Annotated in this window: 24 protein-coding genes; 10 read left to right on the top strand and 14 right to left on the bottom strand. The window is 35.0% G+C overall.

Annotation, left to right across the window (positions count from 1 at the left end; translation table 11 throughout):
* Window positions 1–45: 45 nt before the first annotated feature.
* The 5 genes from HCX49_RS18570 to HCX49_RS18550 all read right to left on the bottom strand — a co-directional run bounded on the left by HCX49_RS18570 (window position 46) and on the right by HCX49_RS18550 (window position 8,221).
* Window positions 46–3,789, bottom strand: a complete 3,744-nt coding sequence (locus HCX49_RS18570; RefSeq protein WP_317166842.1) for a HAMP domain-containing sensor histidine kinase — start codon at window positions 3,787–3,789, stop codon at window positions 46–48.
* 93 nt (window positions 3,790–3,882) lie between these two features.
* A complete protein-coding gene (locus tag HCX49_RS18565) occupies window positions 3,883–4,656 on the bottom strand; it encodes a succinate dehydrogenase/fumarate reductase iron-sulfur subunit (protein ID WP_021191913.1) in 774 nt (257 codons plus the stop codon).
* Between the two features lie 51 nt (window positions 4,657–4,707).
* A complete protein-coding gene (locus HCX49_RS18560) occupies window positions 4,708–6,642 on the bottom strand; it encodes a fumarate reductase/succinate dehydrogenase flavoprotein subunit (protein WP_168127880.1) in 1,935 nt (644 codons plus the stop codon).
* A 53-nt stretch (window positions 6,643–6,695) separates the two neighbouring features.
* Entirely contained in the window at window positions 6,696–7,466 is a 771-nt protein-coding gene (locus HCX49_RS18555; RefSeq protein ID WP_021191914.1) for a succinate dehydrogenase cytochrome b subunit, read from the bottom strand.
* A gap of 161 nt (window positions 7,467–7,627) precedes the next feature.
* Window positions 7,628–8,221, bottom strand: coding sequence for a porin family protein (locus HCX49_RS18550; protein ID WP_132843600.1), 594 nt, complete (start codon window positions 8,219–8,221; stop codon window positions 7,628–7,630).
* Between the two features lie 83 nt (window positions 8,222–8,304).
* Between HCX49_RS18550 and HCX49_RS18545 the strand changes: the two genes are divergently transcribed.
* The 6 genes from HCX49_RS18545 to pruA all read left to right on the top strand — a co-directional run bounded on the left by HCX49_RS18545 (window position 8,305) and on the right by pruA (window position 12,506).
* Window positions 8,305–8,520, top strand: a complete 216-nt coding sequence (locus HCX49_RS18545) for a hypothetical protein (RefSeq protein WP_168127879.1) — start codon at window positions 8,305–8,307, stop codon at window positions 8,518–8,520.
* The gene (locus HCX49_RS18540; protein ID WP_168127878.1) at window positions 8,520–8,858 is read left to right on the top strand and encodes a tRNA-binding protein; all 339 of its coding nucleotides are present in this window, start codon (window positions 8,520–8,522) and stop codon (window positions 8,856–8,858) included. Before HCX49_RS18545 ends, HCX49_RS18540 begins: the two co-directional genes overlap by 1 nt.
* 1 nt (window position 8,859) lies before the next feature.
* On the top strand, window positions 8,860–9,327 hold the full coding sequence (locus HCX49_RS18535; RefSeq protein WP_168127877.1) for a nucleoside deaminase: 468 nt from the start codon (window positions 8,860–8,862) through the stop codon (window positions 9,325–9,327).
* Window positions 9,328–9,427: 100 nt separating this feature from the next.
* Entirely contained in the window at window positions 9,428–10,036 is a 609-nt protein-coding gene (locus tag HCX49_RS18530) for a superoxide dismutase (protein ID WP_168127876.1), read from the top strand.
* Window positions 10,037–10,112: 76 nt separating this feature from the next.
* A complete protein-coding gene (msrA, locus tag HCX49_RS18525; RefSeq protein WP_237682848.1) occupies window positions 10,113–10,772 on the top strand; it encodes a peptide-methionine (S)-S-oxide reductase MsrA in 660 nt (219 codons plus the stop codon).
* Window positions 10,773–10,868: 96 nt separating this feature from the next.
* Window positions 10,869–12,506 carry an L-glutamate gamma-semialdehyde dehydrogenase gene (pruA, locus tag HCX49_RS18520; protein ID WP_168127875.1) on the top strand — a complete coding sequence of 546 codons (1,638 nt, stop codon included), beginning with the start codon at window positions 10,869–10,871 and terminating at the stop codon, window positions 12,504–12,506.
* A gap of 76 nt (window positions 12,507–12,582) precedes the next feature.
* On the opposite strand, the gene HCX49_RS18515 is transcribed toward pruA, so the two are convergent.
* The 6 genes from HCX49_RS18515 to HCX49_RS18490 form a co-directional block, all read right to left on the bottom strand.
* Window positions 12,583–13,767: a metallophosphoesterase family protein gene (locus tag HCX49_RS18515; protein WP_168127874.1), complete on the bottom strand. Its 1,185-nt coding sequence runs from the start codon at window positions 13,765–13,767 to the stop codon at window positions 12,583–12,585.
* A 6-nt stretch (window positions 13,768–13,773) separates the two neighbouring features.
* The gene (locus HCX49_RS18510) at window positions 13,774–14,547 is read right to left on the bottom strand and encodes an endonuclease/exonuclease/phosphatase family protein (RefSeq protein ID WP_168127873.1); all 774 of its coding nucleotides are present in this window, start codon (window positions 14,545–14,547) and stop codon (window positions 13,774–13,776) included.
* Between the two features lie 76 nt (window positions 14,548–14,623).
* Window positions 14,624–15,643, bottom strand: coding sequence for a recombinase RecA (recA, locus tag HCX49_RS18505; protein WP_021191922.1), 1,020 nt, complete (start codon window positions 15,641–15,643; stop codon window positions 14,624–14,626).
* An 82-nt stretch (window positions 15,644–15,725) separates the two neighbouring features.
* Window positions 15,726–16,394 (bottom strand): endonuclease III, encoded by a 669-nt coding sequence (gene nth / locus HCX49_RS18500; RefSeq protein ID WP_168127872.1) that lies wholly within the window; start codon window positions 16,392–16,394, stop codon window positions 15,726–15,728.
* Between the two features lie 53 nt (window positions 16,395–16,447).
* Window positions 16,448–16,630: a hypothetical protein gene (locus tag HCX49_RS18495; protein WP_132771512.1), complete on the bottom strand. Its 183-nt coding sequence runs from the start codon at window positions 16,628–16,630 to the stop codon at window positions 16,448–16,450.
* A 72-nt stretch (window positions 16,631–16,702) separates the two neighbouring features.
* Window positions 16,703–18,334: a S8 family serine peptidase gene (locus HCX49_RS18490; RefSeq protein ID WP_168127871.1), complete on the bottom strand. Its 1,632-nt coding sequence runs from the start codon at window positions 18,332–18,334 to the stop codon at window positions 16,703–16,705.
* Between the two features lie 164 nt (window positions 18,335–18,498).
* On the opposite strand from HCX49_RS18490, the gene HCX49_RS18485 reads away from it, so the two are divergent.
* Window positions 18,499–20,631, top strand: coding sequence for a S9 family peptidase (locus HCX49_RS18485; protein ID WP_168127870.1), 2,133 nt, complete (start codon window positions 18,499–18,501; stop codon window positions 20,629–20,631).
* A gap of 36 nt (window positions 20,632–20,667) precedes the next feature.
* Here the strand turns inward: HCX49_RS18485 and HCX49_RS18480 are convergent, their stop codons facing one another.
* Complete coding sequence (locus tag HCX49_RS18480) at window positions 20,668–20,859, bottom strand: hypothetical protein (protein WP_021191926.1); 192 nt, start codon at window positions 20,857–20,859, stop codon at window positions 20,668–20,670.
* 663 nt (window positions 20,860–21,522) lie between these two features.
* On the opposite strand from HCX49_RS18480, the gene HCX49_RS18475 reads away from it, so the two are divergent.
* The 3 genes from HCX49_RS18475 to argC all read left to right on the top strand — a co-directional run bounded on the left by HCX49_RS18475 (window position 21,523) and on the right by argC (window position 24,689).
* On the top strand, window positions 21,523–22,239 hold the full coding sequence (locus HCX49_RS18475) for an N-acetyltransferase (RefSeq protein WP_021191927.1): 717 nt from the start codon (window positions 21,523–21,525) through the stop codon (window positions 22,237–22,239).
* A gap of 60 nt (window positions 22,240–22,299) precedes the next feature.
* Window positions 22,300–23,484, top strand: coding sequence for an argininosuccinate synthase (gene argG / locus HCX49_RS18470; protein ID WP_168127869.1), 1,185 nt, complete (start codon window positions 22,300–22,302; stop codon window positions 23,482–23,484).
* Window positions 23,485–23,675: 191 nt separating this feature from the next.
* Window positions 23,676–24,689, top strand: coding sequence for an N-acetyl-gamma-glutamyl-phosphate reductase (gene argC / locus HCX49_RS18465; RefSeq protein ID WP_021191929.1), 1,014 nt, complete (start codon window positions 23,676–23,678; stop codon window positions 24,687–24,689).
* 70 nt (window positions 24,690–24,759) lie between these two features.
* On the opposite strand, the gene HCX49_RS18460 is transcribed toward argC, so the two are convergent.
* Both HCX49_RS18460 and hemL read right to left on the bottom strand, forming a co-directional pair.
* Window positions 24,760–25,581 (bottom strand): hypothetical protein, encoded by an 822-nt coding sequence (locus HCX49_RS18460; protein ID WP_168127868.1) that lies wholly within the window; start codon window positions 25,579–25,581, stop codon window positions 24,760–24,762.
* Between the two features lie 60 nt (window positions 25,582–25,641).
* On the bottom strand, window positions 25,642–26,973 hold the full coding sequence (gene hemL, locus HCX49_RS18455; RefSeq protein WP_168127867.1) for a glutamate-1-semialdehyde 2,1-aminomutase: 1,332 nt from the start codon (window positions 26,971–26,973) through the stop codon (window positions 25,642–25,644).
* Window positions 26,974–26,985 lie beyond the last annotated feature (12 nt).

The following is a 26,985-nucleotide window of genomic DNA, read 5'->3' as shown; positions in this document are numbered from 1 at the left end:
GTATATTGGTCATCTAAATTCCGCCCTATGATGACGAATATTTTGCTATGAACCTCTGTATTTCGGTACAGTAATTTGAAATGTCGTTCCCTGATCCTCTATAGAATCGAATTTTACAGTTCCACCCATGGCTTCAATTGTTTTCTTAACAAAAACTAACCCAAGTCCCGTTCCGGAGCTTTTAGTCGTAAAGTTAATTTCAAAGATTTTTGCCCGCATTTCTTGTGGAATACCTAGTCCGTTATCCTTTATTTTAATAATGTATGTATCATGTTCTCCATTTGAAATGCTGATATCAATTTTTATTTTCCTTTTTCCAAAACCTGCTTCAATAGCATTTTTCAGTAAGTTATTAAACGTTCTTAATAATTGATCCCGGTCAGCTTCTACAAATATAGGAGCCTGATTTGTTTGATTCATTAATTGAATCTGAGCATGCGGATTTTGACTATATACTGCAATTGATTTATTAATTTTTTCCACCAAATTGACCTTTTCATATTTAGTATCTGGCAATTTTGCAAAGGCTGAGAATTCTTTAGCTATATGGGTTAAACTATTGATTTGTTCAATAAAAGATGCGGTGATACGTTTAAAACGCTCCTCAAATTTTGCATCGTTATCATAATAAGATTTTGTCAATTGTTGGATCCCAAGTTTCATTGGTGTCAGTGGATTTTTGATCTCATGAGCAACTTGCTGTGCCATTTCTCGCCAGGTAGACTCCCTTTCATTATCCTTTATTTTATTTGCATAGTCCTCAAGTTTTAATATCATTAAATTGTATTCTTTAATAAGACCCCCAATCTCATCATTGCGTTGCCAAAATAAAGGTTCATTTTGTTGTCCAAGATTTGTTTGGGCTATTTTTTTACTGATCAAATTTAAAGGTTCTGTGATTTTATTCGCAACAAAAGCAGCGTAAAAACCAAATCCAATTATTATTAGAGAATAGATATTAATTAATGTATTTAAAAGTAGATTTTTATTTAAGTTATCATCTTTCTGTGCATTAAAATTCGGTATACCCAGATACGCTATAGTAGCATAGTTTTCATCTCTAATAGTTGCATAACTGGATTCGTACTTAAAATCACCAACAACCTCCTCTTCAATAGTCTCTGATTTTTTAAGAAGGGAGAGTTTTCTAAATGCACTCGGGTTAATAAACGTTGATAAAATATTTAAATCATAAATCTTGGGTTGTGAACTGAATAATAGACGACCCGATTTTGAATAGAGTGAAAAATCTTTTGAAAGCGATTCTGATAATAATTTCAGATAATAGATCAGTCTTTCTTCTTTTTCTTCAGCAGTAGACGCTGTACTGACTATACTTTCAAGTCTTTTACTAATATCTGTTACAGTCTTTTCTCTTTCCAAAGTATTATTATACGAAAGTTGCATACTTATACTTACGAAAGATATAATTCCAGAGATCAAAATTGCCAGCACGATGGAAGATATAAACAATGTTTGTATTCTGGAACTGTATTGTATACTATTTACTAAAAAAAGGAAATGGTACTTTATGCTTCTGATTTTGAATGATTTATTCTTTAAAATTTTAAAGCCATATCTAACACTGGAAGAGATAGAAAAAAAGATAAAAATAACCAGAAATAAAAATGATGCGGTAGCTAAATATTCCCATGGTGTCTCTTTTGGATAACTAACTAAAAAAGTAGTATAGTTATTAGGCCTGTACATGATATGAAAATAATCATCCCTACTATCCAAATTAATATATTCTCCCAATTTCTTCGGATAACCATTGTCATGACTTGGGTAGTTATATTTTCCATATTGGGTCACTAAATTCCCATCTTTAAACAATGCGATGGAACTATTATTAAATGACTGTGCCTCCATTTTATTTAATCTGGAATCAACTAGTATGTCCGGATAAGGCAGGCTGTAATTGAATGATCTATTCTTTAGATTAAGGTATAGTGAGACAGTGTTTTGTTTATCAATTTGAATATTGATAATAGAAAAATACTCATGAGTTCCCAGTTCGCTGTTTAATCTGTAGAAATTATTACTAATCTTTAACGAGTTTTTAATAACTTTTTCTCTGTACTCATCTACTTTATTGTTTTTGTAAGGAGCAAGTTCCTTATTGTTATTGTAGTAAAATCCCAAAAATTCATATCTAGAAAGATACCCACTAAGATATTTTTTTTCAATGTATTCACTTATGGTTTGTGTACTGGTGTTTGGTAAACTTATTTTAAATAAATGTTTGAGTTGCTCGTCATTTAAAATATCTTTTTCAATTTCAGTATATAATGAAATAGCATTAATGTCATCTTCTGCTTCTAAATTGCTGATAAAAAGCTTCATGTTCTCCAGTTTTTTCATTTTGAAGAAATGTCCATGGTAAATGGAAAAGATTGTAGATAAAAGAATGATAACGATGATATGTGTAGCTAGTCTGAACTTCTTTTTTAGAAACGAATTGAATGATCTTATTAATATTATAAGTGCTAGTAGGATATTAACGAGCCCATTATTTTCACTTAATGAAGTCCCTATCAAAATAAATAAGATGAGACAACTCAAGTGTATATTAATTAATACCGTATCTGATATCTGTAATTTTTTTATATTAGAAATAACCAGATCGATATATAATATTAATGTGACGAGACTTACGCACATAATAAAAAGGTCGATCCATGTAAATATATTTAGCTCAACAAGTTTTGTGAAGTCTACCACAGTTGTAGTGGAGTGTGTAATGAGTGTACCTAAAGTTCTGTAAAGAATAGTAAAGAAGAAATAGACACTTAGGATGGAAAGAACTGCAAAGATTATTTTTGAGCCTTTCTTTTTCAGATACTTCTCAATTGAAAATGAGTCTTTGATATTATATAGAAATAATATGAAAAGAAATATGAAAAAGACTGTAATAAGTAGTCCCCAGATATTTGGAAAAAGGTAGTTATAGGCATAATTTTTAGGATTAAATATGCCCAAATTAGCATGGATATTCAACCAATTAGAATTAAGGTCTAGATAACGTAAAACAATTAATGCTGTAAGATAGAGTAAAATTCCAGGTATTATTTTTTCCTTATTTACGAGTAGTTTCGCGAGATTATGTATTAAAGTGATAAAACATGTTGCAGCGAGTATCCAGCAGAGTGTTTGAAGGATACTAAAAATATTTTGTACCTGACCAGATTTTAGTTTAATAGAAAATAAGTAAGTTTTGTCTTTGCTGTAAATATTTTTGATGCTTACATTATCATCATAATCAGCAATTTCGATGTTTGTACTCTTTGTTATTAAAGGCGAAAATGCTTTAGTGAAATATTCGTTATTAATGTTGAAATACTTTTTAACCATAACATAGGCTAAAACTGTCGTATTTCCGATCTCCTTTTTTTTAACAACAAATGAGCGATCATTAGTCGCGATATAGTTGACCGGATTTTTGAGTCCAGCATCAGTTAGGGGTACAAATAGGTTTGTACTCCAGAGTAGAAGTTCATGGTTTTTAAAAATAAAAAGTGCGATTCCCTCATCTTTATTATACTTTTCAAGTATATGATATGACTGCTCAGGATATTTTTCTGCATTTTTGAATGTTTTTAAAATAATTGGATCCGCAAATAATTCATCAATTACTTCTTCTTTTTCATGAATTTTAGATTCTAGATTGGCGGTTTCAAAATTTAAGATATCTTTACTAGTAATAGACTTTTGTAAAGTAATAGCAGTAACGATAAAGCTTAGCGTCAGCAGTATAAGTAAAATTCTTATTTTGGAGGATATCGGCACTATATTATCTATTTATTGAGATTGAATATATAAATATATAAAAAAAGTCCTTACAAAAAGATTGTAAGGACTTATCTATAAAGTGATATTCTTTTATCCGTGGATATCCTCTTCTCTAAAAAGCTTAGCACCTAGGTACTCGCGATTCATTCGAGCGATATTAGTCAATTTGATACCTTTAGGACATTCCGCTTCGCAAGCGCCAGTATTAGTACAGTTACCAAATCCTTCTGCATCCATTTGATCAACCATCGCCTGAGCACGCTCATAACGTTCTGTTTGACCTTGAGGTAATAACGCGAATTGAGATATTTTAGCAGAAACAAAAAGCATTGCTGAAGCATTTTTACAAGCTGCAACACAAGCCCCACAACCGATACATGTCGCAGACTCGAAAGCCTCATCCGCAATACGTTTTGGAATCAAAATGTTATTTGCATCTTGTGCACCACCCGTATTTACGTTTGTATAACCACCCGCTTGTTGGATACGGTCAAATGATGTACGATCTACCGCTAAATCTTTTAAAACTGGAAAAGCAGCTGCTCTCCAAGGCTCAATAACAATTGTTTGTCCATCGTGGAATGAACGCATGTGTAATTGACAAGTAGTGATACCATATTTTGGTCCGTGTGGACGTCCGTTGATCACTAATGAACACATTCCGCAAATACCTTCGCGACAGTCATGATCAAAGTAAATAGGATCCTCTCCTTTGCGAGTCAATTCATCATTTACGATATCAAGCATTTCTAAGAATGACATATCATCGGCGATATCATTTGCTTGTACAGTTACGAATTGACCTTTAGATTTATCGTTTTTTTGACGCCAAACTTTTAGCGTTAAATTCATATGTGCACTCATAATAATAATATTGAGTCATCAATTGACTACTAATAAAGTAGTCAATTGATATTATTTATAACTTCTTTGTGTTAATTTAACGTTTTCGAAAACTAACTCTTCTTTATGAAGAACTTCTGGTTGATTTTCACCTTTGAATTCCCAAGCAGATACGTAAGTAAACTCTTCGTCAATACGTAAAGCTTCACCTTCTTCAGTTTGAGACTCTAAGCGGAAGTGACCACCACAAGATTCTCTGCGATTCAATGCATCATCAACCATTAATTCACCCAATTCGATGAAATCAGCAACACGGCCAGCTTTTTCAAGAGACATGTTTAACTCTTCATTTTCACCTAATACCTTGGCATTTGACCAGAATTCTTTTTTCAAGTTTTGGATCAATCCTTTAGCTTTAGTTAATCCTTCAGCTGTACGGGCCATACCACAGTATTCCCACATGATCAAACCTAACTCTTTATGAAGATCATCCACAGTTTTAGTACCATTCAACGCTAATAGCGCATTGATTCTAGTTTCAACCTCTTTACGAGTTTCTTCGAAAGCAGGATGATTTTTATCAATAGGGGCAAAAGAACCTAAGTTTGCTAAGTAATCTCCAACAGTATAAGGAATTACAAAGTAACCATCCGATAATCCTTGCATCAAAGCAGAAGCTCCTAAACGGTTTGCTCCGTGATCAGAGAAATTACATTCTCCTAACGCATATAATCCAGGGACAGTTGTCATTAAGTTATAATCAACCCATACACCACCCATAGTGTAGTGAACAGCAGGGTAGATACGCATAGGTTGTTTGTACGGGTTTTCGTCCGTAATCTGGTAATACATATCGAATAAGTTACCATATTTTTCACGTACAGTATCTTCTCCCAAACGACCGATTGCTTCTGCAAAATCTAAGAATACAGCAACACCTGTTTTACCAACACCACGGCCTTCATCCACTGCTTCTTTAGCATTACGAGAAGCCACATCACGAGGTACTAAGTTACCAAAAGATGGGTACTTACGCTCTAGGAAATAATCTCTATCTTCCTCTTTGATATCAACAGCTTTCAGTTCTCCTTTTTGAAGTTTTTGTGCCAATTCAACTGTTCTCGGAACCCATACACGACCATCATTACGCAATGATTCTGACATCAAAGTTAATTTTGATTGATGATCACCAGTAACAGGAATACAAGTTGGGTGAATTTGAGTATAACAAGGATTTGCAAATAAAGCACCACGTTTGTGAGCTCTCCAAGCAGCAGTTACATTACATCCCATTGCATTAGTCGAAAGGAAGAAAACGTTACCGTATCCACCAGTACACAATAATACAGCATGACCTTCATGTGATTCGATTTTACCCGTTACTAGGTCACGAGTGATGATACCGCGAGCTTGTCCATCAACTTTAACAAGGTCAAGCATTTCATGACGAGTGTATGATTTTACTTTACCTTTATGAATTTGACGGTTTAAAGCCGAGTATGCACCTAATAATAATTGTTGTCCTGTTTGACCACGCGCATAGAATGTACGTGATACCTGCGCACCACCGAATGAGCGGTTATCTAATAAACCACCATATTCGCGAGCAAAAGGAACACCTTGAGCCACACATTGATCGATGATGTTAGTCGATACTTCTGCTAAACGATAAACGTTTGCCTCACGAGCACGGTAATCACCACCTTTAATAGTATCATAAAATAAGCGGAAAACAGAGTCACCGTCATTTTGATAATCTTTTGCAGCATTAATACCACCTTGTGCCGCGATTGAGTGCGCACGACGAGGTGAATCTTGATAACAGAAAGTCTTTACATTGTAACCTAACTCTGCTAAAGAAGCAGCTGCAGAAGCTCCTGCCAATCCTGTCCCAACAACGATAATTGTAAATTTACGTTTGTTAGCAGGGTTAACCAGCTTCATTTCAAATTTATGTTTTGACCATTTTTGGGCCAATGGCCCCGCAGGTACTTTTGAATCTAACATATCTTATATTTTATTTATTAGATCGTGCCTTATAGCACCATCCTAAAATATTGTTAACGGAAATAGAAATATAATGGCATCGCTGCAAAAAGAATTGGAATAACTACTCCAAATACCCATACTCCAATAAATTGAACCAATCCAATGTATCTTTTGTGATTGAATCCAACTGTTTGGAAAGCAGATTGAAAACCGTGAATCAAGTGGAATGCTAAAGCAGCCATTGCAATTACGTATAATGCTACTAAAGCAACGTTTTTAAATGCAAAGTCTACCTGCTTATACAAGTCACGTGCTTTTACGATTTCAACGCCATTTTCAACAACGACTGAGTAATCATGAAAATCTGACGCTTGGATCTCTTGATGAGTCGTTACACCATTCGACAGATCGGTACGATATTCGATATAAGGTGTTTGATCATTATGGTATTTCCACCAAAAGTTTGACATGTGCGTCGCCAAGAATACTAAGATAACAGTACCTAAAATACCCATATTACGTGAGTTCCATTTGCTGTTTGCGCTTCCATCATAAGATGCATATCCAATAGGACGAGCAGCCTTATTTTTTAATGAAATCACGATTGCATAGATCACGTGAATAATCACCGAAGCATACAATAAATAAGACACAACCTTGATAGGTGTAAAATGCGTCATGAAATAGGCGTACTTGTTGAACGCTAAACCCGCGTCATCTTTAAATAACTGCAAGTTTCCAATCAAGTGAACAATTAGGAACGTACATAAGAAAAGTCCCGTTAAGCTCATGATTAGCTTCTTCCCGATTGAAGAACTTAAAACTGGCTTTGATTTACTCATTATTCTTTGTAATTTAATTTAATTAGGCAAATTTACTATTTGATATTAAATATGATACAATTTTGACAAGAAAAAGAAGTAATTTAGAACTATTCTAAACCGCTATTGAAAAAGGCTCGCTATTTTTGATAACGAGCCTTTTATAATTTGATTGAAAAGTACTATAAACTAAATAAACGATAGCCTAATCCTATACTCCACATGTTAATTTTTGGATTTGCTTGGCTACTGTTGTTGATTTTGCTTAGTCCCATTTCATAACGTAGATCAACACGAAGACTTGAAACATCAGCACCGACACCAAATGCCCAAGATGTACCATTCTTTTTGTAGCTATTTGGATCTAAACTAGGAATTATCTTATCTTGTTTATCATCTACTTTAAAAGAAAATATTGGTCCAGTTTGGATTCTTGCTCCAATTGGTCCTAAACCAAAACGTTTTCCTAATAATACTGGGATGTCTATTGTGGTTAATTTTACATCCGTTGTTTCTCCTCCTTCAGCTTTAATCGTAGTATTTTTGCCTGTAATGTAAATCTCCGGTTGCACATGAAAACCTAATACACCAACACGCCCATACAAACCTGCTTGATATCCTGCTTTGTTGTCTGAATTGAAATACTTACCATCACTTTTAAATTTAGAAAAGTTTAAGGCACCCTTTAAACCAATTTCTACTCCTGGTAACAATTGTGCATTTGCAGTAGCAACACTACCACAAATTAATAGTAATGCAGGTAAAATTTTCTTCATAACTTTTATTTTCTATATAAATTGTATCTTTAACTAAACTTTGAACAAGTTTCAAAAATAACAGCAAATTTTATACCTAAAAAATGATGGGACTTAAAATAACAACATTTGATTGGATTACAGCAAAAGAAAAAATAAAAAGAAAATATAATCATCTAAGTGATGAAGATTTAGTTTTCGAAGAAAATCAAGAAGAAAAATTGATTAACCATTTGATGGCAAAATTACACCGCAATCGAGAATATGTTTTATTTACACTGGCCAAGTCACTAAGTAGTATCGAAAGTAATCGTTTGTAATGGAAGAAATATCTTGGACTGATTTTGAAAAAGTGGATATGCGAGTGGGTACTATACTAAATGTGGCCGATTTTCCAAAAGCAAGAAAACCAGCTTATCAGTTAACGATTGATTTTGGTGATGAATTGGGAATAAAGCAAAGTAGTGCTCAGATCACAGTGCATTACAGTAAAGAAGAATTACTAGGTAAGCAAATTGTTGCTATTGTTAATTTCCCCAAGAAGCAGATCGCAAATTTTTTCTCGGAATGTTTAGTTACCGGTTTTGCTGATGACAACGGGGATATCATTTTAACAACTGTAGAAAAAAAAGTGCCTAATGGTGCAAAATTAATGTAAAATGCGGTATATCGATTTTGAAGGAACATCTGTAGACAATGCTGACGATTTTTTTATGCAGCAAGCATTGAAGGAAGCAAAATTAGCATTAGCCGCAGGGGAGGTGCCCATAGGGGCGGTAATTGTGCATAAAGGTAATATTATCGGTAGGGGGCACAATCTGACACAGCGTCTAAATGATGTAACAGCCCATGCCGAGATGCAAGCCTTTACGGCTGCTGCAAATCATTTGGGAGGTAAATATTTGGTCGACTGCACACTTTATGTGACTGTAGAACCATGCGTAATGTGTGCAGGTGCGGCTTATTGGACACATATCAGCCGAATTGTATATGGAGCTCAAGATGAAAAAAGAGGATATTCTCTATTTCATGATAAAATTTTACATCCCAAAACAATTGTAGAGCATGGTAAGTTGGGGGAAGAATGTGCTGAACTTGTTAAATCATTTTTTCGTCAAAAACGTTAAAAGCTTAGTGATTATTTAATCGCAAAACGAAACATAAAGGTATATTAAACGTTATATTTGCATAGAAACAATCTTTAAATAAACATAAAAAATAATAATTATGGCATTTGTATTAGAAGCGCTACCTTACGCGTCAGACGCATTAGAACCACATATTGATAAAGCTACTATGGAAATCCACCATGATAGACATCATCAAGCATATGTAGATAATTTAAATAAGGCAATTGCTGGAACAGAAGCTGAGAACTTATCTTTAGAAGATATCGTTAAAAATATCAGTAGATATCCTGCAGCAGTACGTAATAATGGTGGTGGTCACTATAACCACAAATTATTTTGGACAGTATTAGGTCCAAATGCTGGTGGTGAGCCAACTGGTGAATTGGCAACGGAAATCAATGAAACATTTGGTTCTTTTGCAGAATTGAAAACACAATTGCAAAATGCAGGAGCTACACGTTTTGGTTCTGGCTGGTCTTGGTTAATTGTAAATGCAGAAGGTAAATTACAAGTAACATCGACACCTAATCAAGATAATCCATTGATGGATGTGGCTGAAGTTAAAGGTACACCTATTTTAGGTATTGATGTTTGGGAACATGCATATTACTTAAAATTTCAAAATAAACGTCCTGCATATTTAGAAGAGATCTTCAATGTCATCAACTGGGATACAGTAGCGAAAAATTATGCTGCCGCTAAATAGTTTTTAATTTTAGTAGCGAAACAAAAGCGGTAGAATGATAACATTTTACCGCTTTTTTAATTTAAGGGTTATAGAGATGGTACATAAATATATCGCTATGCTTGTACTTTTGGTAACAAGCAATGCATTGTTATCCTGTCAATCTAATATTGCTAAAAAGGAACCGGAATCATTTGAACAGTTGCCAGATCATCAGAATGGTCTTGTAGATACGGCAACATTTGCAGCAGGTTGTTTTTGGTGTGTTGAAGCTCAATTTAAAACACTTGATGGTGTACAGCAAGTTATTTCAGGCTATGCTGGAGGAGAAACGAAGAATCCATCATATAGCCAAGTCAGTACAGGGAGTACAGGACATGCTGAAGTGATCAATGTTTTGTATGACCCCAAGAAAATATCATTCGATACCTTGTTAGAAGCTTTTTTTATCGCACATGATCCTACACAATTGAATAGGCAAGGTAATGATATCGGTACGCAATACCGCTCTGCAATTTTTGTTCATGATCAAGAACAATTAGAAAAAGTTAATTTTTATCTAAAAAAAATGAAAGAAGAACGGTTGTATGACCGTCCTATCGTGACAGAAATTAATCCATTTACTACTTTCTATAAAGCTGAAGATTATCATCAAAATTACTACGCTAATAATAAGGAAGATCGATATTGTCAATACGTGATTAAACCAAAATTGGAAAAGTTTAAACATATTTTTACCAGTACTGTTAAAGACTAATCCAATAATTGGAACACGGATTAAAATCTTGTAAATTTATGTTGAATTCTATGAATTCATTGAAATTCAGCTTTTTGAAAATATAAAATTATTACTATGATAAAAGGATTTTTTAATGTACCGACACCTACAAATGAGCCAGTGTACTCATATGCTGTTGGAACAAAAGAACGCAAATTATTAAAAGCGGCGATTGATGAAGCTCGTGCTAAGCAAGTTGACGTACCTATGTATATAGGCGGAAAGGAAGTCCGTACAGATAGTAAAGTATCTATCAATCCTCCACATGATCACCAACATGTTTTGGGACAATATAGTCAAGGTTCTAAAAGTCATGTCACTGATGCCATTAATGCCGCCTTGGCTGCTAAAAGTGATTGGGAGAATTTGCCATGGGAAGACCGTGCAGCAATCTTTTTGAAAGCAGCAGAACTAGCATCGACCAAATATCGTTATAAGTTGAATGCTGCTACCATGTTAGCGCAGTCAAAAAACCCTTATCAGGCAGAAATTGATGCAGCTTGTGAGTTTACAGATTTCTTACGTTTCAACGTACAGTACATGACAGAAATCTATGCACAGCAACCACCAGTATCAGGAAAAGGTGTATGGAATCGCGTAGAGCAACGTCCTTTGGAAGGTTTTGTATTCGCTTTGACACCATTCAATTTTACAGCTATTGCGGGTAATTTACCATCATGTGTTGCTATGATGGGAAATGTTGTCGTATGGAAGCCATCTAATGCTCAGATTTATTCTGCGCAAGTGTTAATGGAGATTTTTATTGAAGCAGGTTTGCCGGCAGGTGTTATTAACTTAGTATATGTATCTGGACCTGACGCAGGTGATGTAATTTTCAAACATCCTGATTTTGCTGGTATCCACTTCACAGGTTCTACAGGAGTTTTCCAAGATATTTGGAAAACAATCGGTGAGAATATCCATCTTTACAAGACATATCCAAGAATAGTTGGTGAAACTGGAGGTAAAGATTTTATTTTAGTTCATCCAACAGCAGATTTGCAAGTAACTAATACAGCATTAGTTCGCGGTGCATTTGAATATCAAGGACAAAAATGTTCAGCTGCTTCACGTGCTTATGTTCCTGCATCGATGTGGCCAGCATTGAAAGATGCAATGACTACAGATGTGAATTCATTCAAAATTGGAGGAACAGAAGATTTTACAAATTTCATCAATGCAGTTATTGATGAGAAATCATTTGACAAGATTTCAAAATATATTGATCGTGCAAAAGAATCTGCTGATGCTGAAGTTGTGATCGGTGGGACATACGATAAATCTAAAGGTTACTTCATTTCTCCAACTGTTATTGTGGCTAAAAAATCAGATTATGAAACAATGTCAGAAGAATTGTTCGGGCCAGTTTTGACAATTTTTGTTTATGAAGATGAGAAATGGGAAGAAACATTAGAAATCGTTGATAAAACTTCTATTTATGCTTTAACAGGTTCAGTTATCGCTAAAGATCGCTATGCAATCGCGCAGGCAACACATGCATTGCGTAATGCAGCAGGTAATTTCTATGTTAATGATAAGTGTACTGGTGCCGTAGTAGGGCAACAGCCATTCGGTGGTGCACGTGGTTCTGGTACAAATGATAAAGCGGGATCAATGATCAACTTATTGCGTTGGGTATCTCCACGTACGATTAAAGAAACCTTTAATCCAGATACAAACTATAAATATCCTTTCTTAGAAGAAGGTGAATAGTCAGATCGATTATTAATTTTATAAAAAAGGCGTTTACTATGTAAGCGCCTTTTTTACGTGCAATAATTAGTAATAATTATGCCTTTTTAAGATGACCTAATACATCTCCATTATCTTTGATCATTTTTATATCTAACGATTTCTTATCACCGTTCACATCTATTATTGTACGTTCTCCAACCTTTGGACCGCCACCGATGAAGATCGTATAATTATGATCTTTATCAGGCGGATAATACCCATATTTGTGTGTATGTCCTGTAATCATCGCATCAATTTTATACTTCTGAAATAATGGATGAAAGCTTGAGCGGTTATGTAATGTTCCGTGCCAGTCATCAGAGTGAAAAATAGGAATGTGGCTGACAACAACGGTATGCTGAGAGGCCTTTCTTTCTTTCGATTGCAAAACTTTCTCTAACCAAATAGCCTGTTCTTTACGGTAATTGTCATAATCTACAGTTCCTCCATACACCTCATGTGTATCTGGTTTATCCTCCCCACTGTCTAGTAGAATCCAGTAAATAGGGCCCAATTTGAAGGATTGATAGAATTTATTTTCAGGATAGCCAAATAACTTTTTGAAAAGACGAGAAAATGAACCCCTTGTTTCATGATTACCGCGATTCATGATAAAAGGCCTGCTGGTTTCAAAAAATGAAAAGGGTTGAAGCAGTTTTTCTGTTATATCTTTTTGGTTTGTAACATAATGAAAAGAATCGCCATTTAGAATAGAAAAATCATATGCTTCTATATTATGACTTGGAACTAGATCCTTATACGTGTCTTTCGCTTCGTGTACATCATTATATATCAAACATCTAATTTTGTCCTGATCTTTTTCAGCTAATTTGGCAGAAAAAATGTTGGTTTTAATTTCCTCTCCGTAAACAATTTTATAAGCTTCAAATTTAAGAACTTCTTTAGCTACTATTCTATATTTAAAGACTCTAGGCGCTTCCTGTATAGTAAATTTAAATAAGTCAGTATTAGCCTCTAACATACCATCTTCGCTTTGATATATCTTGTCAATTACCTGATTGTTATCGTCCAAGATCTCCAACCATGCAAATGCAGGTTTGCTTAAAATGGAAAAGATACTTATACTCTTATTGATTTGATTTTGCAAATATGCTGGTACGATAAAATCAAATTTTTCGTTGTCACTAAGTTCTTTTTTTTCCTCAGCCAAACCGATGCTTGGTAATGTTATGCCCGCTAAGGTTAAGGCCTCTATAAATTTTCTTCTATTGATACTCATGAGCTATTATTGGGCATTAATTTCAACATATACAGGTCTATGATCACTTGCATAAGTTTCAGATAAAACGTGATGATTTTTAAATTTAAACTGACTTCCTTTATTTATCATGATAAAATCAATTTCACGATCAGGATTTACTTCAGGTATTGTAAATCCATTTTTGATTTGACTGCGTGTAAATATTTGCTCTAAATTACGGATTGGTTGTTCTGCAGGTGTTGCATTTAGATCACCGACTAGAATAATAAGGTTTTTATCATTCTTAAATTTGTCAATGATAAAAGCCGTTTGTGCAAGCCTATTTTCATTTTTCAAATCAAGGTGCGTATTAGCAAACTTGACTACTTTTCCTTTTATATTTATATGGATTATGCCTAAACTTCTCTTTTCACTTTCAATTGGTGATGGAAGTTCGAAACGTTCACTTTTAACAATCGGGTATTTCGAAAGGATCACAGTCCCATACTCACCCGCATCTAGATTAATTCCTTTAGAAAAGAAGTAGTGCATACCTGTGAGTTGAGCTAATTTCTTTGCCTGATCAATATTTTGGGATCGATCTAAGTTAACATCAATTTCTTGTAGACCAACTAGATCTGCATTTGTTTTTTTGATAATGGATGCGATCGTATCTAGATTGATAACGTCGGCATTTTCACTAGGAGGGTTAGCATGATGGATATTGTATGTTAATATCTTTAATTGTTGTGCCGAAAGTAGAAGCGAGCTGCAACATAAAATTGAAAGAATAAAATAAGAAAGAATATACTTTTTCATTAGCATAGGTTTTAGTAAATAAATATAGCCATTCTTTTGGAATGGCTATATTAAAAATCTATATGTAACGAAAAAATTAACCTTCTTCTAAAACGAGATTTGGATCTACGCCAGCAACTTCAGCTCTGATTTTTGCTTCTAGTTCATCCGCCAAATCCGGGTTGTCAAGTAATAATGATTTTACAGCATCACGACCTTGTCCCAATTTTGTCTCTCCATAGCTAAACCATGAACCAGCTTTCTTAATGATATTGTATTCAACACCTAAGTCGATGATTTCACCAACTTTTGAAATACCCTCTCCGAACATGATATCAAATTCGGCGATTCGGAATGGAGGAGCTACTTTATTCTTAACAATTTTTACTTTTATGCGGTTACCAGATACTTCATCAGAATCTTTGATCTGAGAAGTACGACGGATATCAAGACGTACAGATGCATAGAATTTTAATGCATTACCACCTGTCGTTGTTTCAGGGTTACCAAACATAACACCGATTTTTTCACGGAGCTGGTTGATGAAAATACAACAGCAGTTTGTTTTGGAAATTGTACCTGTTAATTTACGTAAAGCTTGAGACATTAAACGTGCTTGAAGTCCCATTTTGGAATCCCCCATCTCACCTTCAATTTCTGCTTTAGGTACTAAAGCAGCGACGGAGTCAATAACAATAATATCAATAGCTCCAGAGCGGATCAGATTATCGGCAATTTCTAAAGCCTGTTCGCCATTATCGGGTTGTGCAATTAATAAGTTCTCAACATCAACACCTAATTTCTGCGCGTAGTATTTGTCAAAAGCATGTTCAGCATCAATAAAAGCAGCTATACCGCCTGATTTTTGAGCCTCAGCAATGATATGTGTTGCAAGGGTTGTTTTACCAGAAGACTCAGGACCGTAAATCTCAATGATACGACCTTTAGGAACGCCTCCGATACCTAATGCGATATCAAGACCTAAAGAACCTGTAGAGATTGATTCAATGGGATCAACAGTAGTATCTCCTAATTTCATAATGGCGCCTTTGCCATATGATTTCTCTAATTTATCTAATGTAAGCTGTAATGCTTTTAATTTATCTGGGTTGCTCATATTCTTAGTATTGTTAAGTCAAAAGTAAGGAATAGTTTTTAATTTGCAAAATATTTTTACTAAAAAAATTAGTCTACTGTTTTTAACTAACTTTTTCTTTGATTTCTTTCACTTGGTGCGTTTTTTCAAAATATTTACACATGTAAGTAATGGCACATTTGTCACATTGAGGTTTTCGGGCTAAGCAAATGTAGCGACCATGTAATATAAGCCAATGATGTGCAATAGCAATAGTTTCAACAGGCAGATATTTGACCAGTTGTTTTTCCACAGCAAGTGGAGTTGTAGCTTTACTCGTGAGGCCAAGCCGGTTACTAACGCGAAATACATGGGTATCAACAGCCATTGCAGGTTGATTGTAAACCACTGAAGAGATGACGTTTGCCGTTTTCCTGCCGACACCGGGTAGTTTTATCAAATCTTCTATTTTTTCAGGAACTGTAGAATCAAATACATCAACGAGCATTTTGGCCATTCCAACCAAATGTTTCGCTTTATTATTCGGATAGCTTACTGAACGGATATACGTGAATATTTCCTCAGCACTACTATTCGCCAAAGTTTCGACAGTTGGAAATTGTTGGAAAAGTTTAGGGGTCACCAGATTGATTCGTTTATCTGTGCATTGTGCAGACAATATTACAGCGACCAATAATTCATAAGGATTACTATAATTTAATTCTGTTTGTGCATCTGGGCTATTTTTAGAAAAATATTCTACAAAAGCTTTATATCTATCTTTTTTCAACATATCTATCAAAGATAGTTAAGTTTTTAAAATATAGAAAAGGCTTAATCTCCCGACTAAGCCTTTTTGTTGACTACAGATTTTGAGTAATTCAAAATTCTATCAATACAGGAATCACTTGGATTCATCATGATTTTTGGTAGCTGAAGTTTTAATTGTTGTTCCACATCCTCATCAGAGATTTTTACTTCTGTTTCGATGTTTTTAACTTCATTTTCTGTTGTAAAGTTTTCGACCATACGCAATCTTTGTTGTTACTGTTAAATTTATTAGTAAAACGTAAAACAAGATGCAAATATTATGTCAATATTTTATTTTTTCTTTTTAATGAGATATTCATTTGCTTTTTGCACAGCCATGTAAGCATTAACTATACCGCCTGAAATAGAAATATCAGCTAATTTGACTGTCTTGTAAGAACCATCTTCCAGTTTAATTCGAACCGAATCATCTAACTTTGTAACAGAATTCATGATAATCTCTTTTGTCTCAAGAGCTGATAACTGCGGGTAGTAAGAGCGTAACATACCAGCAAGACCGGCAACTACAGGTGCAGCCATACTTGTACCCTGCTCTTCTTTGTATTCAGAGTGTGGAGCAGTTGAATTGATATATAATCCTGGAGCAAATACATCCACGGAAGCTTTACCATAGTTTGAAAAACTTGCCAGCAGCTCATCATCTTTCCGAGGCCCTGTCGCACCAACAGTAATCCATGCATCTGCAACGCCTGTTATAGCACCTAAGCTATCTGTATAAAATTTATTCGGATAATTAGGTGAAATATCATTATCCTCACTGTCGTTACCTGCAGCATGAACAAGTAAAACATCTTTTGACATAGCATATTTTACTGCCTCATCTACCGTATTTTTATTATAAGCGTATCCTTTTCCGAAACTCATGTTAATAACCTTAGCGCCATTATCAACAGCATAGCGGATGCCATTTGCGACATCTTTGTCACGCTCATCTCCATCTGGCACTAGGCGAACTGAAAGTATTTTTACATCGTTAGCGACCCCTTTAATGCCAATATTATTTTTACGATCAGCTGCAATGATACCGGCTACGTGTGTTCCGTGAAGTGCATCAGGACCTGTAACATCCGAGTTTCCGTAATGATATTCACGTGCATCATCGTAGTTATCACCAACAATAGAACGTGAATCATATTCTTTATTAAGATGATAGGCGACTTGATTTCCGAAGTAATTTGCACCTTCAGTTAAATCATCATAAAACTTTTCAAATCCGCCAGCTTTCTCAATTTCTTCTTTCGCAATTCTAATCGCAATCTTTTGACGGTTGCCCGGAGGATTGAGACTATCTAGATCTGCTGTTGTTATCGCAGACTTATCCTTATTGATGCTTTTGACAAGATTATCTATGTTCTCTTTCAATGCAACATAATTTAGTGCACCATATTTTGCTTCATCCAATTTCTCATTATAGGCATCGACCATTTTTAAATAAGCATTGTAAGCACGTTTTTCTTGGTCGGTCATAACGGTCGAAGCCGTTACTCCATCATATTTTGGAGCATGTTTACGGATCAGTCTTGTTAATTCCAAATTATCAAAATGCACGTTTTCACCAGTTGCGTTACCAATGAAATTCCAGCCATATTTATCATTAATGAACCCATTTTTGTCGTTATCAACTCCATTCGAGATACTGTCTTTCGGATTAATCCAGACTATGTTTTTTAAATCCTCATGATTGACATCAACACCCCCATCCAGAACGGCTACAATAATGGGTGTAGATTTTTTACCTTTTAGTAAACTCTCGTAAGTTCTTTCTGTACTTATACCCAGTACACCATCTTTTTCATAATCCAGATTAAACCAGTTTTCAGGTACACTTTTATTCTCCTGAGCGTAGCCAAAAATGGGAGTTAATCCAATAGCAAATACATACAGTAATCTTTTTAAATTCATCTTTTGATATTTTGATGTGGTTACGATCTGCAAATATAATGCTAGTATAATGCTTAAAATGTTAATTTTTACTAAATAATACTGATACATCCGTATTTTTACCTTTACATAATTCTGAATTCTTTGGTTAATTCAGTCTTTTGATCATTACGAAAATTAGAAATATGATTATTTTAAGCGCTATAATAGGAACAGCACGAGCAGAGCAATATACTTCAGAACAATTAAATACAAAAGGTATTCAAGCTCCCTTAGCAGTGATTAAACCACATAAGAGAGACATTCACAACGACCAAGTGATCGATGATTATTATTGGATGAATGATTTCTTTAAGGAGGGGCCTGACGCTGAATTGGTAATTGATTATTTAAAAAAAGAAAATGATTATACGAATGCTGTGCTAAAGCCAACGGAAAAATTGCAGGAGCAATTGTTTCAGGAAATGAAAGCACGGATTAGAGAAAAAGATGAATCTGTTCCTTATCTTAAAAATGGATATTATTACTATACCCGTACAGAAGATGGGCAGCAGTATTTTAAGTTTTGTAGAAAAAAGGATGAGCTTAATGCGAGCGAAGAGATTCTGCTCGATATTGATGCCATGGCAGCAGGTTATGCGTATTACGCTGCTACAGGGTTTTCGATAAGCCCCGATAACAACTTAATGTCTTTTGGTGTCGACACCGTATCACGAAGAGAATATACCATTTTCATTAAAAATCTACTTACGGGTGAAATCTATAAAGACGAAATACCAAAAACATCAGGAAACTCTACTTGGGCTAAGGATAATAAAACGCTTTACTATACGGCAAAAAATCCAGTTACATTATTAAGTGAAAAAATTAATAGACATACATTAGGAACACTTGTAGATGATGATGTAACCGTTTATGAAGAAATTGATAATACCAATTACATCGGTGTCGGAAAATCAAAGAATGGTGAATACATATTTATTGAATCAGAAGGAACGCTTTCATCAGAAGTTTTTTATCTGAAATCTGATGACCCAGCTGGAAATTTTCAGGTGTTTCAACCAAGAATGAAAAATGTGCTGTACCATGTTACAGCTTTGGAAGATCGCTTTCTCATTGTAACAAATGACGAAGCAAAAAATTTCAAGGTTATGCAGTGTCAGCTTGGTATGACTAGTAGAGAACATTGGAGAGCATTTATTCCACATCGAGAAGATGTATTAGTAAGTGAGGTAGATGAATTCAAAGACTATTTGGTCGTTACCGAAAGGAAAAATGGATTGTCTCAAATAGCTATACACAACTTACAAAATGAAGAACAGTATTATCTTGATTTTGGAGAAGTAGCTTATACAGTTTATCCCAGTACTAATGTTGAATACGATACACAAAAATTACGTTTCGGCTATACCTCGCTTGTAACACCTTTATCGACTTATGAGTACGATATGGTGACTAGGGAAAAAATCTTATTGAAGCAACAAGAGGTTGTTGGGGGCTATGATACGCATGCATATAGTACGGAACGCATTTTTGCAAAAGCAAGTGATGGTACTGCTATTCCCATTTCTCTTGTCTATAAAAATGGTATTAAGAAAGATGGTTCGGCACCTTTGCTATTATATGCATATGGTTCGTATGGATACGCGATAGATCCTACATTTAATAGTGCTCGATTGAGTTTGTTAGATCGCGGTTTTGTATATGCAATAGCACATATCCGAGGAGGTGAGGAGATGGGGAGACAATGGTATGAAGAAGGTAAAATGATGAATAAGATCAATACATTTACAGATTTTATTTCTTGTGGTCATTATTTAATTGATCAGAAATTTACAAGCTTGGGACATCTTTATGCACAAGGAGGAAGTGCAGGTGGACTTTTAATGGGAGCGATAGCCAATATGGAACCAAATCTATGGAATGGTATTATTGCACAAGTTCCTTTTGTGGATGTCGTGAATACGATGTTGGACGAAGGCATTCCATTAACAACCAATGAATATGACGAATGGGGAAATCCTAATGAAAAGGAAGCTTACTATTATATGAAGAGCTATTCCCCATATGAAAATATAGAAGGAAAGGAATATCCAAATATATTAGTCACAACAGGATTGCACGATAGTCAGGTTCAATATTTTGAGCCGGCAAAGTGGGTCGCGAAATTAAGAAAGATGAAAACTGATCATCATGTGTTACTGCTTAAAACGGATATGGAGTACGGTCATGGTGGGGCATCCGGACGATTTGACTATCTCAAAGATATTGCTTTAAACTATGCATTTCTATTTGCTTTAGAGCATATAGAGAAGTAAATCATAAATAATAAAAGCGCCTTTCAGGCGCTTTTATTATTTATGATTTAAACTATCGACTTTTTCATCATGTTCGATTTGTCTAGAATCAATTTGATGTTGTTGATAATTATCCATCGCAACCTTGCTCGCCTTTTGCGAAACATATATTGCGAGAACAGCAATTACTGTGATAAGTGCAATTCCCCAAGCATATTTTTGTTTATCTTGTTTAACTAACCAATACATAAAAATAAAGTAAGGGATCCCGAAAATGCAATAAAAAATGATACTAGGAGTGTCCATATGCTGTTGTGTACTAATGGCGAACTTTATAAGATCACCGATGAAGCACAAAATTATCTAATTTTAATGAGAATACTAAAAGTTTCTATTTCTTTATTTTTTTTAGTATTGATAGCAAGTTATTAATGATTCTAGACATTTGTTACCAGATTGGTTTTTTTATTCATCAGTTATTCATTACAATAAAATGATTTAAGTGATTGATTTATAAGTTGTAAGTTGAGTGGTTTTAAGTTTTTGTAGTTTTTTGTCATTTTATAAAAAATGCGTACTATTATTGCAGAAAAGAAAAAAATTATTTTATACATTTGCAACGTCCTTTAAGAAGACGATAACTAGAAATGAAGAATAACAATACATTAAAATTCTCTTTGCTACATGCTTTTAAAAAGTTTGTTGGTAAGAGGTATTGTTCTTTTATTTTTAGGCAGATTCCAGTTCTTCGCTTTCGACGACCCATACTACCTCGGGCTTGATATGAGGTAGTGATCTTTCTTTTCAGTAATATCATCAGGTCCGATGATGGCGCTCCACGATTTTATTAATTGTTTTTTCATAACAAAACGCAATTTCGGTTGTTAGTTTTATTATTTGGGTCGTAAGTCAATGACTATTTCAGAATTTTTAATTATTCCCGCAAAACCTGAGCATGTTGCATATGCTGAGCAGATTTGCAATGAAATGTTCGAGTCTGCAAAAGCTCGAGGTACTGGTATTGCACGTCGCAAGCCAGAATATGTTGCTAATAAAATGATTGAGGGTAAAGCCGTTATTGCTTTACACAAGGATGGAAGATGGGCTGGGTTTGTCTATATTGAAACCTGGGGACATGGTGATTATGTTGCCAATTCTGGTTTAATTGTCAATCCTGAATTTCGTAAAGTAGGTTTAGCCAAAGCAATTAAAAAAAGAGTCTTCGATTTATCTCGCGAAAAGTATCCACATGCAAAGATTTTTGGTTTAACGACAGGTTTGGCGGTTATGAAAATTAATTCAGAACTAGGTTATGAACCTGTGACCTATTCCGAGCTCACACAAGATGAAGAATTTTGGAAAGGATGCCAAAGTTGTGTGAATTACGATATCCTATTAAGTAAGGATCGTAAAAACTGTATGTGTACAGCTATGCTTTGGGACCCTGTTGATAAGGAACGCGAATTGAAAGAAAAAATTCAGCGAAAAGCAGAAGCAAAAGAAAGATTAGAGCGTATTACGCAGAAACAATCGTTGTTGAAACGTATAGAAGCAAAATTATGGAAATCAGCAAAGAAGTTTGTTGCAGCTAATTTCCATAAGAGTAAAAAAGTAGTTAAGGAGTTTTAAGTTTTTTATATTTTTGTTTAAGTCTCATTCCGAGGTTTATCAATGAATTAATCCAAAAAGATGAAAAAAGTAGTTTTAGCATTCAGTGGTGGGTTAGATACATCATTTTGTTGTATTTATCTAACACAAGATTTAGGTTTAGAAGTTCACTCAGTAGTAGTTAACACAGGAGGTTTTTCCGATGAGGAATTAAAACAGATTGAAGAGCGAGCTTATGCTTTAGGCGTAAAGTCGCATACAGCTATTGATGAAACAGAAGACTATTACCGCGAAACTATTAAATATTTGATTTTTGGTAATGTATTGAAAAATGCAACTTATCCATTATCAGTATCCGCTGAGCGAGTTTGTCAAGCGACCGCTATTGCCAATTATGCTAAGAAAATTGGAGCAGAATGTGTAGCGCATGGATCTACAGGTGCAGGCAATGATCAGGTACGTTTTGATATGATTTTTCATACCTTAATTCCAGGAGTGGAAATTATTACGCCAATCCGTGATTTGCAATTATCACGCGAAGATGAAATAGAATATTTAAATAAACATGGTGTTGAATATTCAGCTGAGAAAGCTAAATACTCGATTAATAAAGGTCTTTGGGGTACTTCAGTAGGAGGAGCAGAGACATTAACATCCAATCAGTATTTACCAGATTCCGCTTGGCCAACACCAGTAACTTCTACAGAACCTCAGCAGATTACGATTGATTTTGTAAAAGGTGAACCAACAGCATTGAATGGAAAAGCATTAGATGCGGTACGTGTAATTCAAGAATTACAAGCATTGGCACAACCTTATGGTATCGGTCGTGATATCCACGTAGGAGATACCATTATTGGTATTAAAGGCCGTGTAGGATTTGAGGCAGCTGCATCCGTTATTTTGATAAAAGCACACCATGCTTTAGAAAAACATACGTTGACTAAATGGCAATTATCTTGGAAGGATCAGATTGCAGGGTTTTATGGCAATTATATGCACGAAGGACAAATGCACGACCCTGTAATGCGTGATATCGAGGCATTTTTACAATCTACTCAGGAAACTGTAACAGGAAAAGTGATTATCGAGTTACACCCTTACCGCTTTGTCGTTATTGGTATCGAATCGGAATATGATTTAATGTCTAATAAATTTGGAACATACGGTGAAATGAACGCTGGATATACAGGTGACGATGTAAAAGGATTCTCTAAAATATTTGGTAATCAAACCATTATTTGGCATAAAGTTAACGGAAAGTAAGCATTATTGTAATTCGTTTAATTCGAATTCGGCACTTATTTCTTTGTTAAAATACAATGGATCCCATGCTCACCATTTGAGATAGGGATCCATTTTTTACATACATTGGACCGATAGATGTGTCCTTGGATATGTTAAATTAGTAGCCCATCCATCGCATCGTAGGACAATTAAAATCTAAATACTAAAAAATGATAAAAGTAGGAATAGTAGGGTCAGCAGGGTACACTGGAGGAGAATTATTACGCGTGTTGATTTATCATCCGGAAGTTGAAATTGTATTTGCCAATAGTGCCTCCAATGCAGGCAATAAAATCTATGAAGTACACAATGATCTATTTGGTGATACGGAATTAACATTCTCTTCAGATTTTCATTCAGATATAGATGTATTATTCTTATGTGTAGGTCACGGAGATGCTCGTAAGTTTTTGGATGAAAATCCAATTGATCCTTCTGTGAAGATAATTGATCTATCACAAGATTACCGTTTGAAAGCGAATACGGCGTACAACGGTAAGAATTTTGTATATGGTTTACCTGAACTGAATAGAGATAAAATTAAAACAGCTCACTATATTGCAAACCCGGGTTGCTTTGCAACAAATATCCAATTGGCTCTTTTGCCATTGGCAGATAAGGGTTTATTACCGAGTCAGATTCACGTGAATGCAACAACAGGATCTACAGGAGCAGGACAGAAACCAGGCGCGACTACACACTTCTCGTGGCGCAATAATAACCTATCCGCTTATAAATCTTTTGAACACCAGCACTTGCAGGAAATATCGGAATCTTTAGCACAATTGCAGGATGGATTCCTTCCTCAGTCAGATCAATCCTTACTAGAAAGAGCTGCCGAGAGAATCAATTTTGTTCCGCAACGAGGTGATTTTGCAAGAGGGATATTTTCAGTTATATACGTCGATTCAGATTTATCTGAAGAACAGGCTTATGAACTTTACGAAGCTTATTATGAAGGACATCCCTTTACCCATGTGAGTCGTAAAAATATTGATTTAAAACAAGTTGTTAATACAAATAAAAGTATTATTCATATAGAAAAACACGGTAACAAATTATTAATCTTGAATGCAACAGATAATTTGTTGAAAGGCGCATCAGGACAAGCCGTACAAAATATGAATTTAATGTTTGGTCTAGATGAAAGAGCAGGGTTAAATTTGAAGAGTGTAGGGTTTTAAACATAATATATTGTTCATAAAAAAGGCTTCAAGATTATTCTTGAAGCCTTTTTTATAATGCTATTAGCTTTTATTGTGCTAATAATTTGATATCTCTTTCTACAGAAACATTGTCACCAGTGATGGCATTACCATCCTTATCCACTAGTGTCAATTTTACCTTCACATCCCCTAAAGGTAAGCCCTTTATTTCATATGGGCCCCATTTATCCAATGTGAATTGTTTCCCATTCACATCCGCTAATACTTTATTGCCGTCAGCGGCTAAAGTTGTGTTGACCAAGAAAAAGTCTAACAATAATACTTTCGTATCTTCACCCTTATATTCACCTTTTGGACGGCTATAGAATAATGATGGAGCTGTAACTGCTGCATCTTGAACTACTTTTCCATCCTTGTCAATCTTAAATTTAACCAATTTAGAAGCCTCAGTTGTCTTAATTGATTCATGGTAGGAGCGAGATAAGAATGACATCAGATAATGCTCCGAATTCAGCGCTAAAGTAACCGTGTTTTCTGGTTTATATAGAGCTGCATAAGGTTTATTGTCTAATATAAAGTGAATGTGTTGACCATCATGAGAATTTGCCATATGATGCTCATGAGCAGTTTGTTCAGTAAGTTTAAAATTACTAACAGCATACTTTACAGTTACTTTTGCCGAATCCGTTCCAACCTTTTCAGATGTAATAGAGGCAATTTTCAAGTCAGCACCAGGAAATGCTTTCGAGTCCGAGACTGGTGTTACGGTTATTTCAGTACCAGCAACTGTATCAGTAGAAACAGTAGAATCCTGTCCCGTTGTTGTTTTAGTTGCGGTATTTTGACAAGAAGCTAATGTTCCTGTGATAGCCAAAACAGCAGCAACAGACTTTAAGATATTTTTTTTCATAATTATTATTGATTGATCATTCAATAAATATAAACAGATTATTTATGAAAAAGTTCACGATTACCCGAAAACTAAATCCAATGCCGCGAAAATATGTCTTTTAGCCGTAATTAAATCTTCATCTGTATGCGCATGCGAGATAAAGCCGACCTCATAACCAGAAGGGCCAAAGTATATACCACGATTCAGCAATTCACGATGCATCAATTTATATAATTCCATCGAATTTGGATCAATTTCGCTCGCTTTCAAAATCGCCTCTTGATCTGTAAAAGCAAACCAGAAGATCGAAGCAATCGTAAAGATTTTTACTTCATAATTCTTTTCTTCAATATAGTTTCGTATTTCAGAAACGAATGACTCCGTTTTTGCATTCAGGTTTTTATAGAAATCGGGCTGTGTTAAGACTTTACATGTGGCGATTCCGGCAGCCATTGCAACTGGATTACCTGATAATGTTCCCGCTTGGTAAACAGAACCATCAGGAGAAATACAGCTCATCAATTCTTTAGATGCCCCGTAAGCTCCAACCGGCATACCACCTCCGATAATTTTTCCATAGGTAATGATATCAGGTTGCACATCATAATAAGCGGCAGCACCTTCAAAACCTAATCGGAAACCAGTGATCACCTCATCAAAGATAAGTAAGGCTCCATTTTGTGTTGTTATCTCTCTTAAATAATGAATGTATTCTTTGGTCTGGAGTAAAAGACCATTATTGGCAGGAACACCTTCAATAATAACAGCAGCAATCTGATCTTTAAATTGATCAAAAACTGCGGCCAACGCCTCTTTATCATTTAATGCAATGACAATGGTTTCATCAGCAAATGCTTTAGGAACGCCAGCAGAAGAAGTTTCACCAAAAGTAACCAATCCAGATCCAGCCTTTACCAAAAGAGAATCCGAATGTCCATGATAGCAACCCTCAAACTTAACAATCTTATCACGTTTCGTGTACCCTCTAGCCAAGCGGATAGACGACATGACAGCTTCAGTACCTGAGCTTACAAAACGGATTTTTTCAATAAATCGATTGTTAGAAATAATCAATTCAGCCAGCTCATTTTCGAGAGCAGTAGGTGCTCCAAAACTTAAACCTTTGCTTAATTGTGCCATTACTGCCTCACGAATCTGATCGTTGTTATGACCTAAAATAAGTGGACCCCAAGAACAACAAAAATCGATAAACTCATTTTCATCCGCATCCCAGATATGAGCTTTATCTCCTCTTTCAATAAATAAAGGGGTGCCATAAACAGATTTAAAGGCACGTACTGGTGAATTTACGCCACCAGGAAAATATTGTTTCGCTTTTTCAAAAAGTTGTGCCGACTTCTCCCTAGAAATATCAGCAGTTTTCGTGTGAGCGCTATTTTGTTGTGTCATATTGATTATAAT

This window comes from Sphingobacterium sp. B16(2022), from assembly GCF_012030425.1.
Classification (GTDB): domain Bacteria; phylum Bacteroidota; class Bacteroidia; order Sphingobacteriales; family Sphingobacteriaceae; genus Sphingobacterium; species Sphingobacterium anhuiense.
Note: the sequence above shows the minus strand (reverse complement) of the source record. Positions and strands in the feature narration are given on the sequence as shown.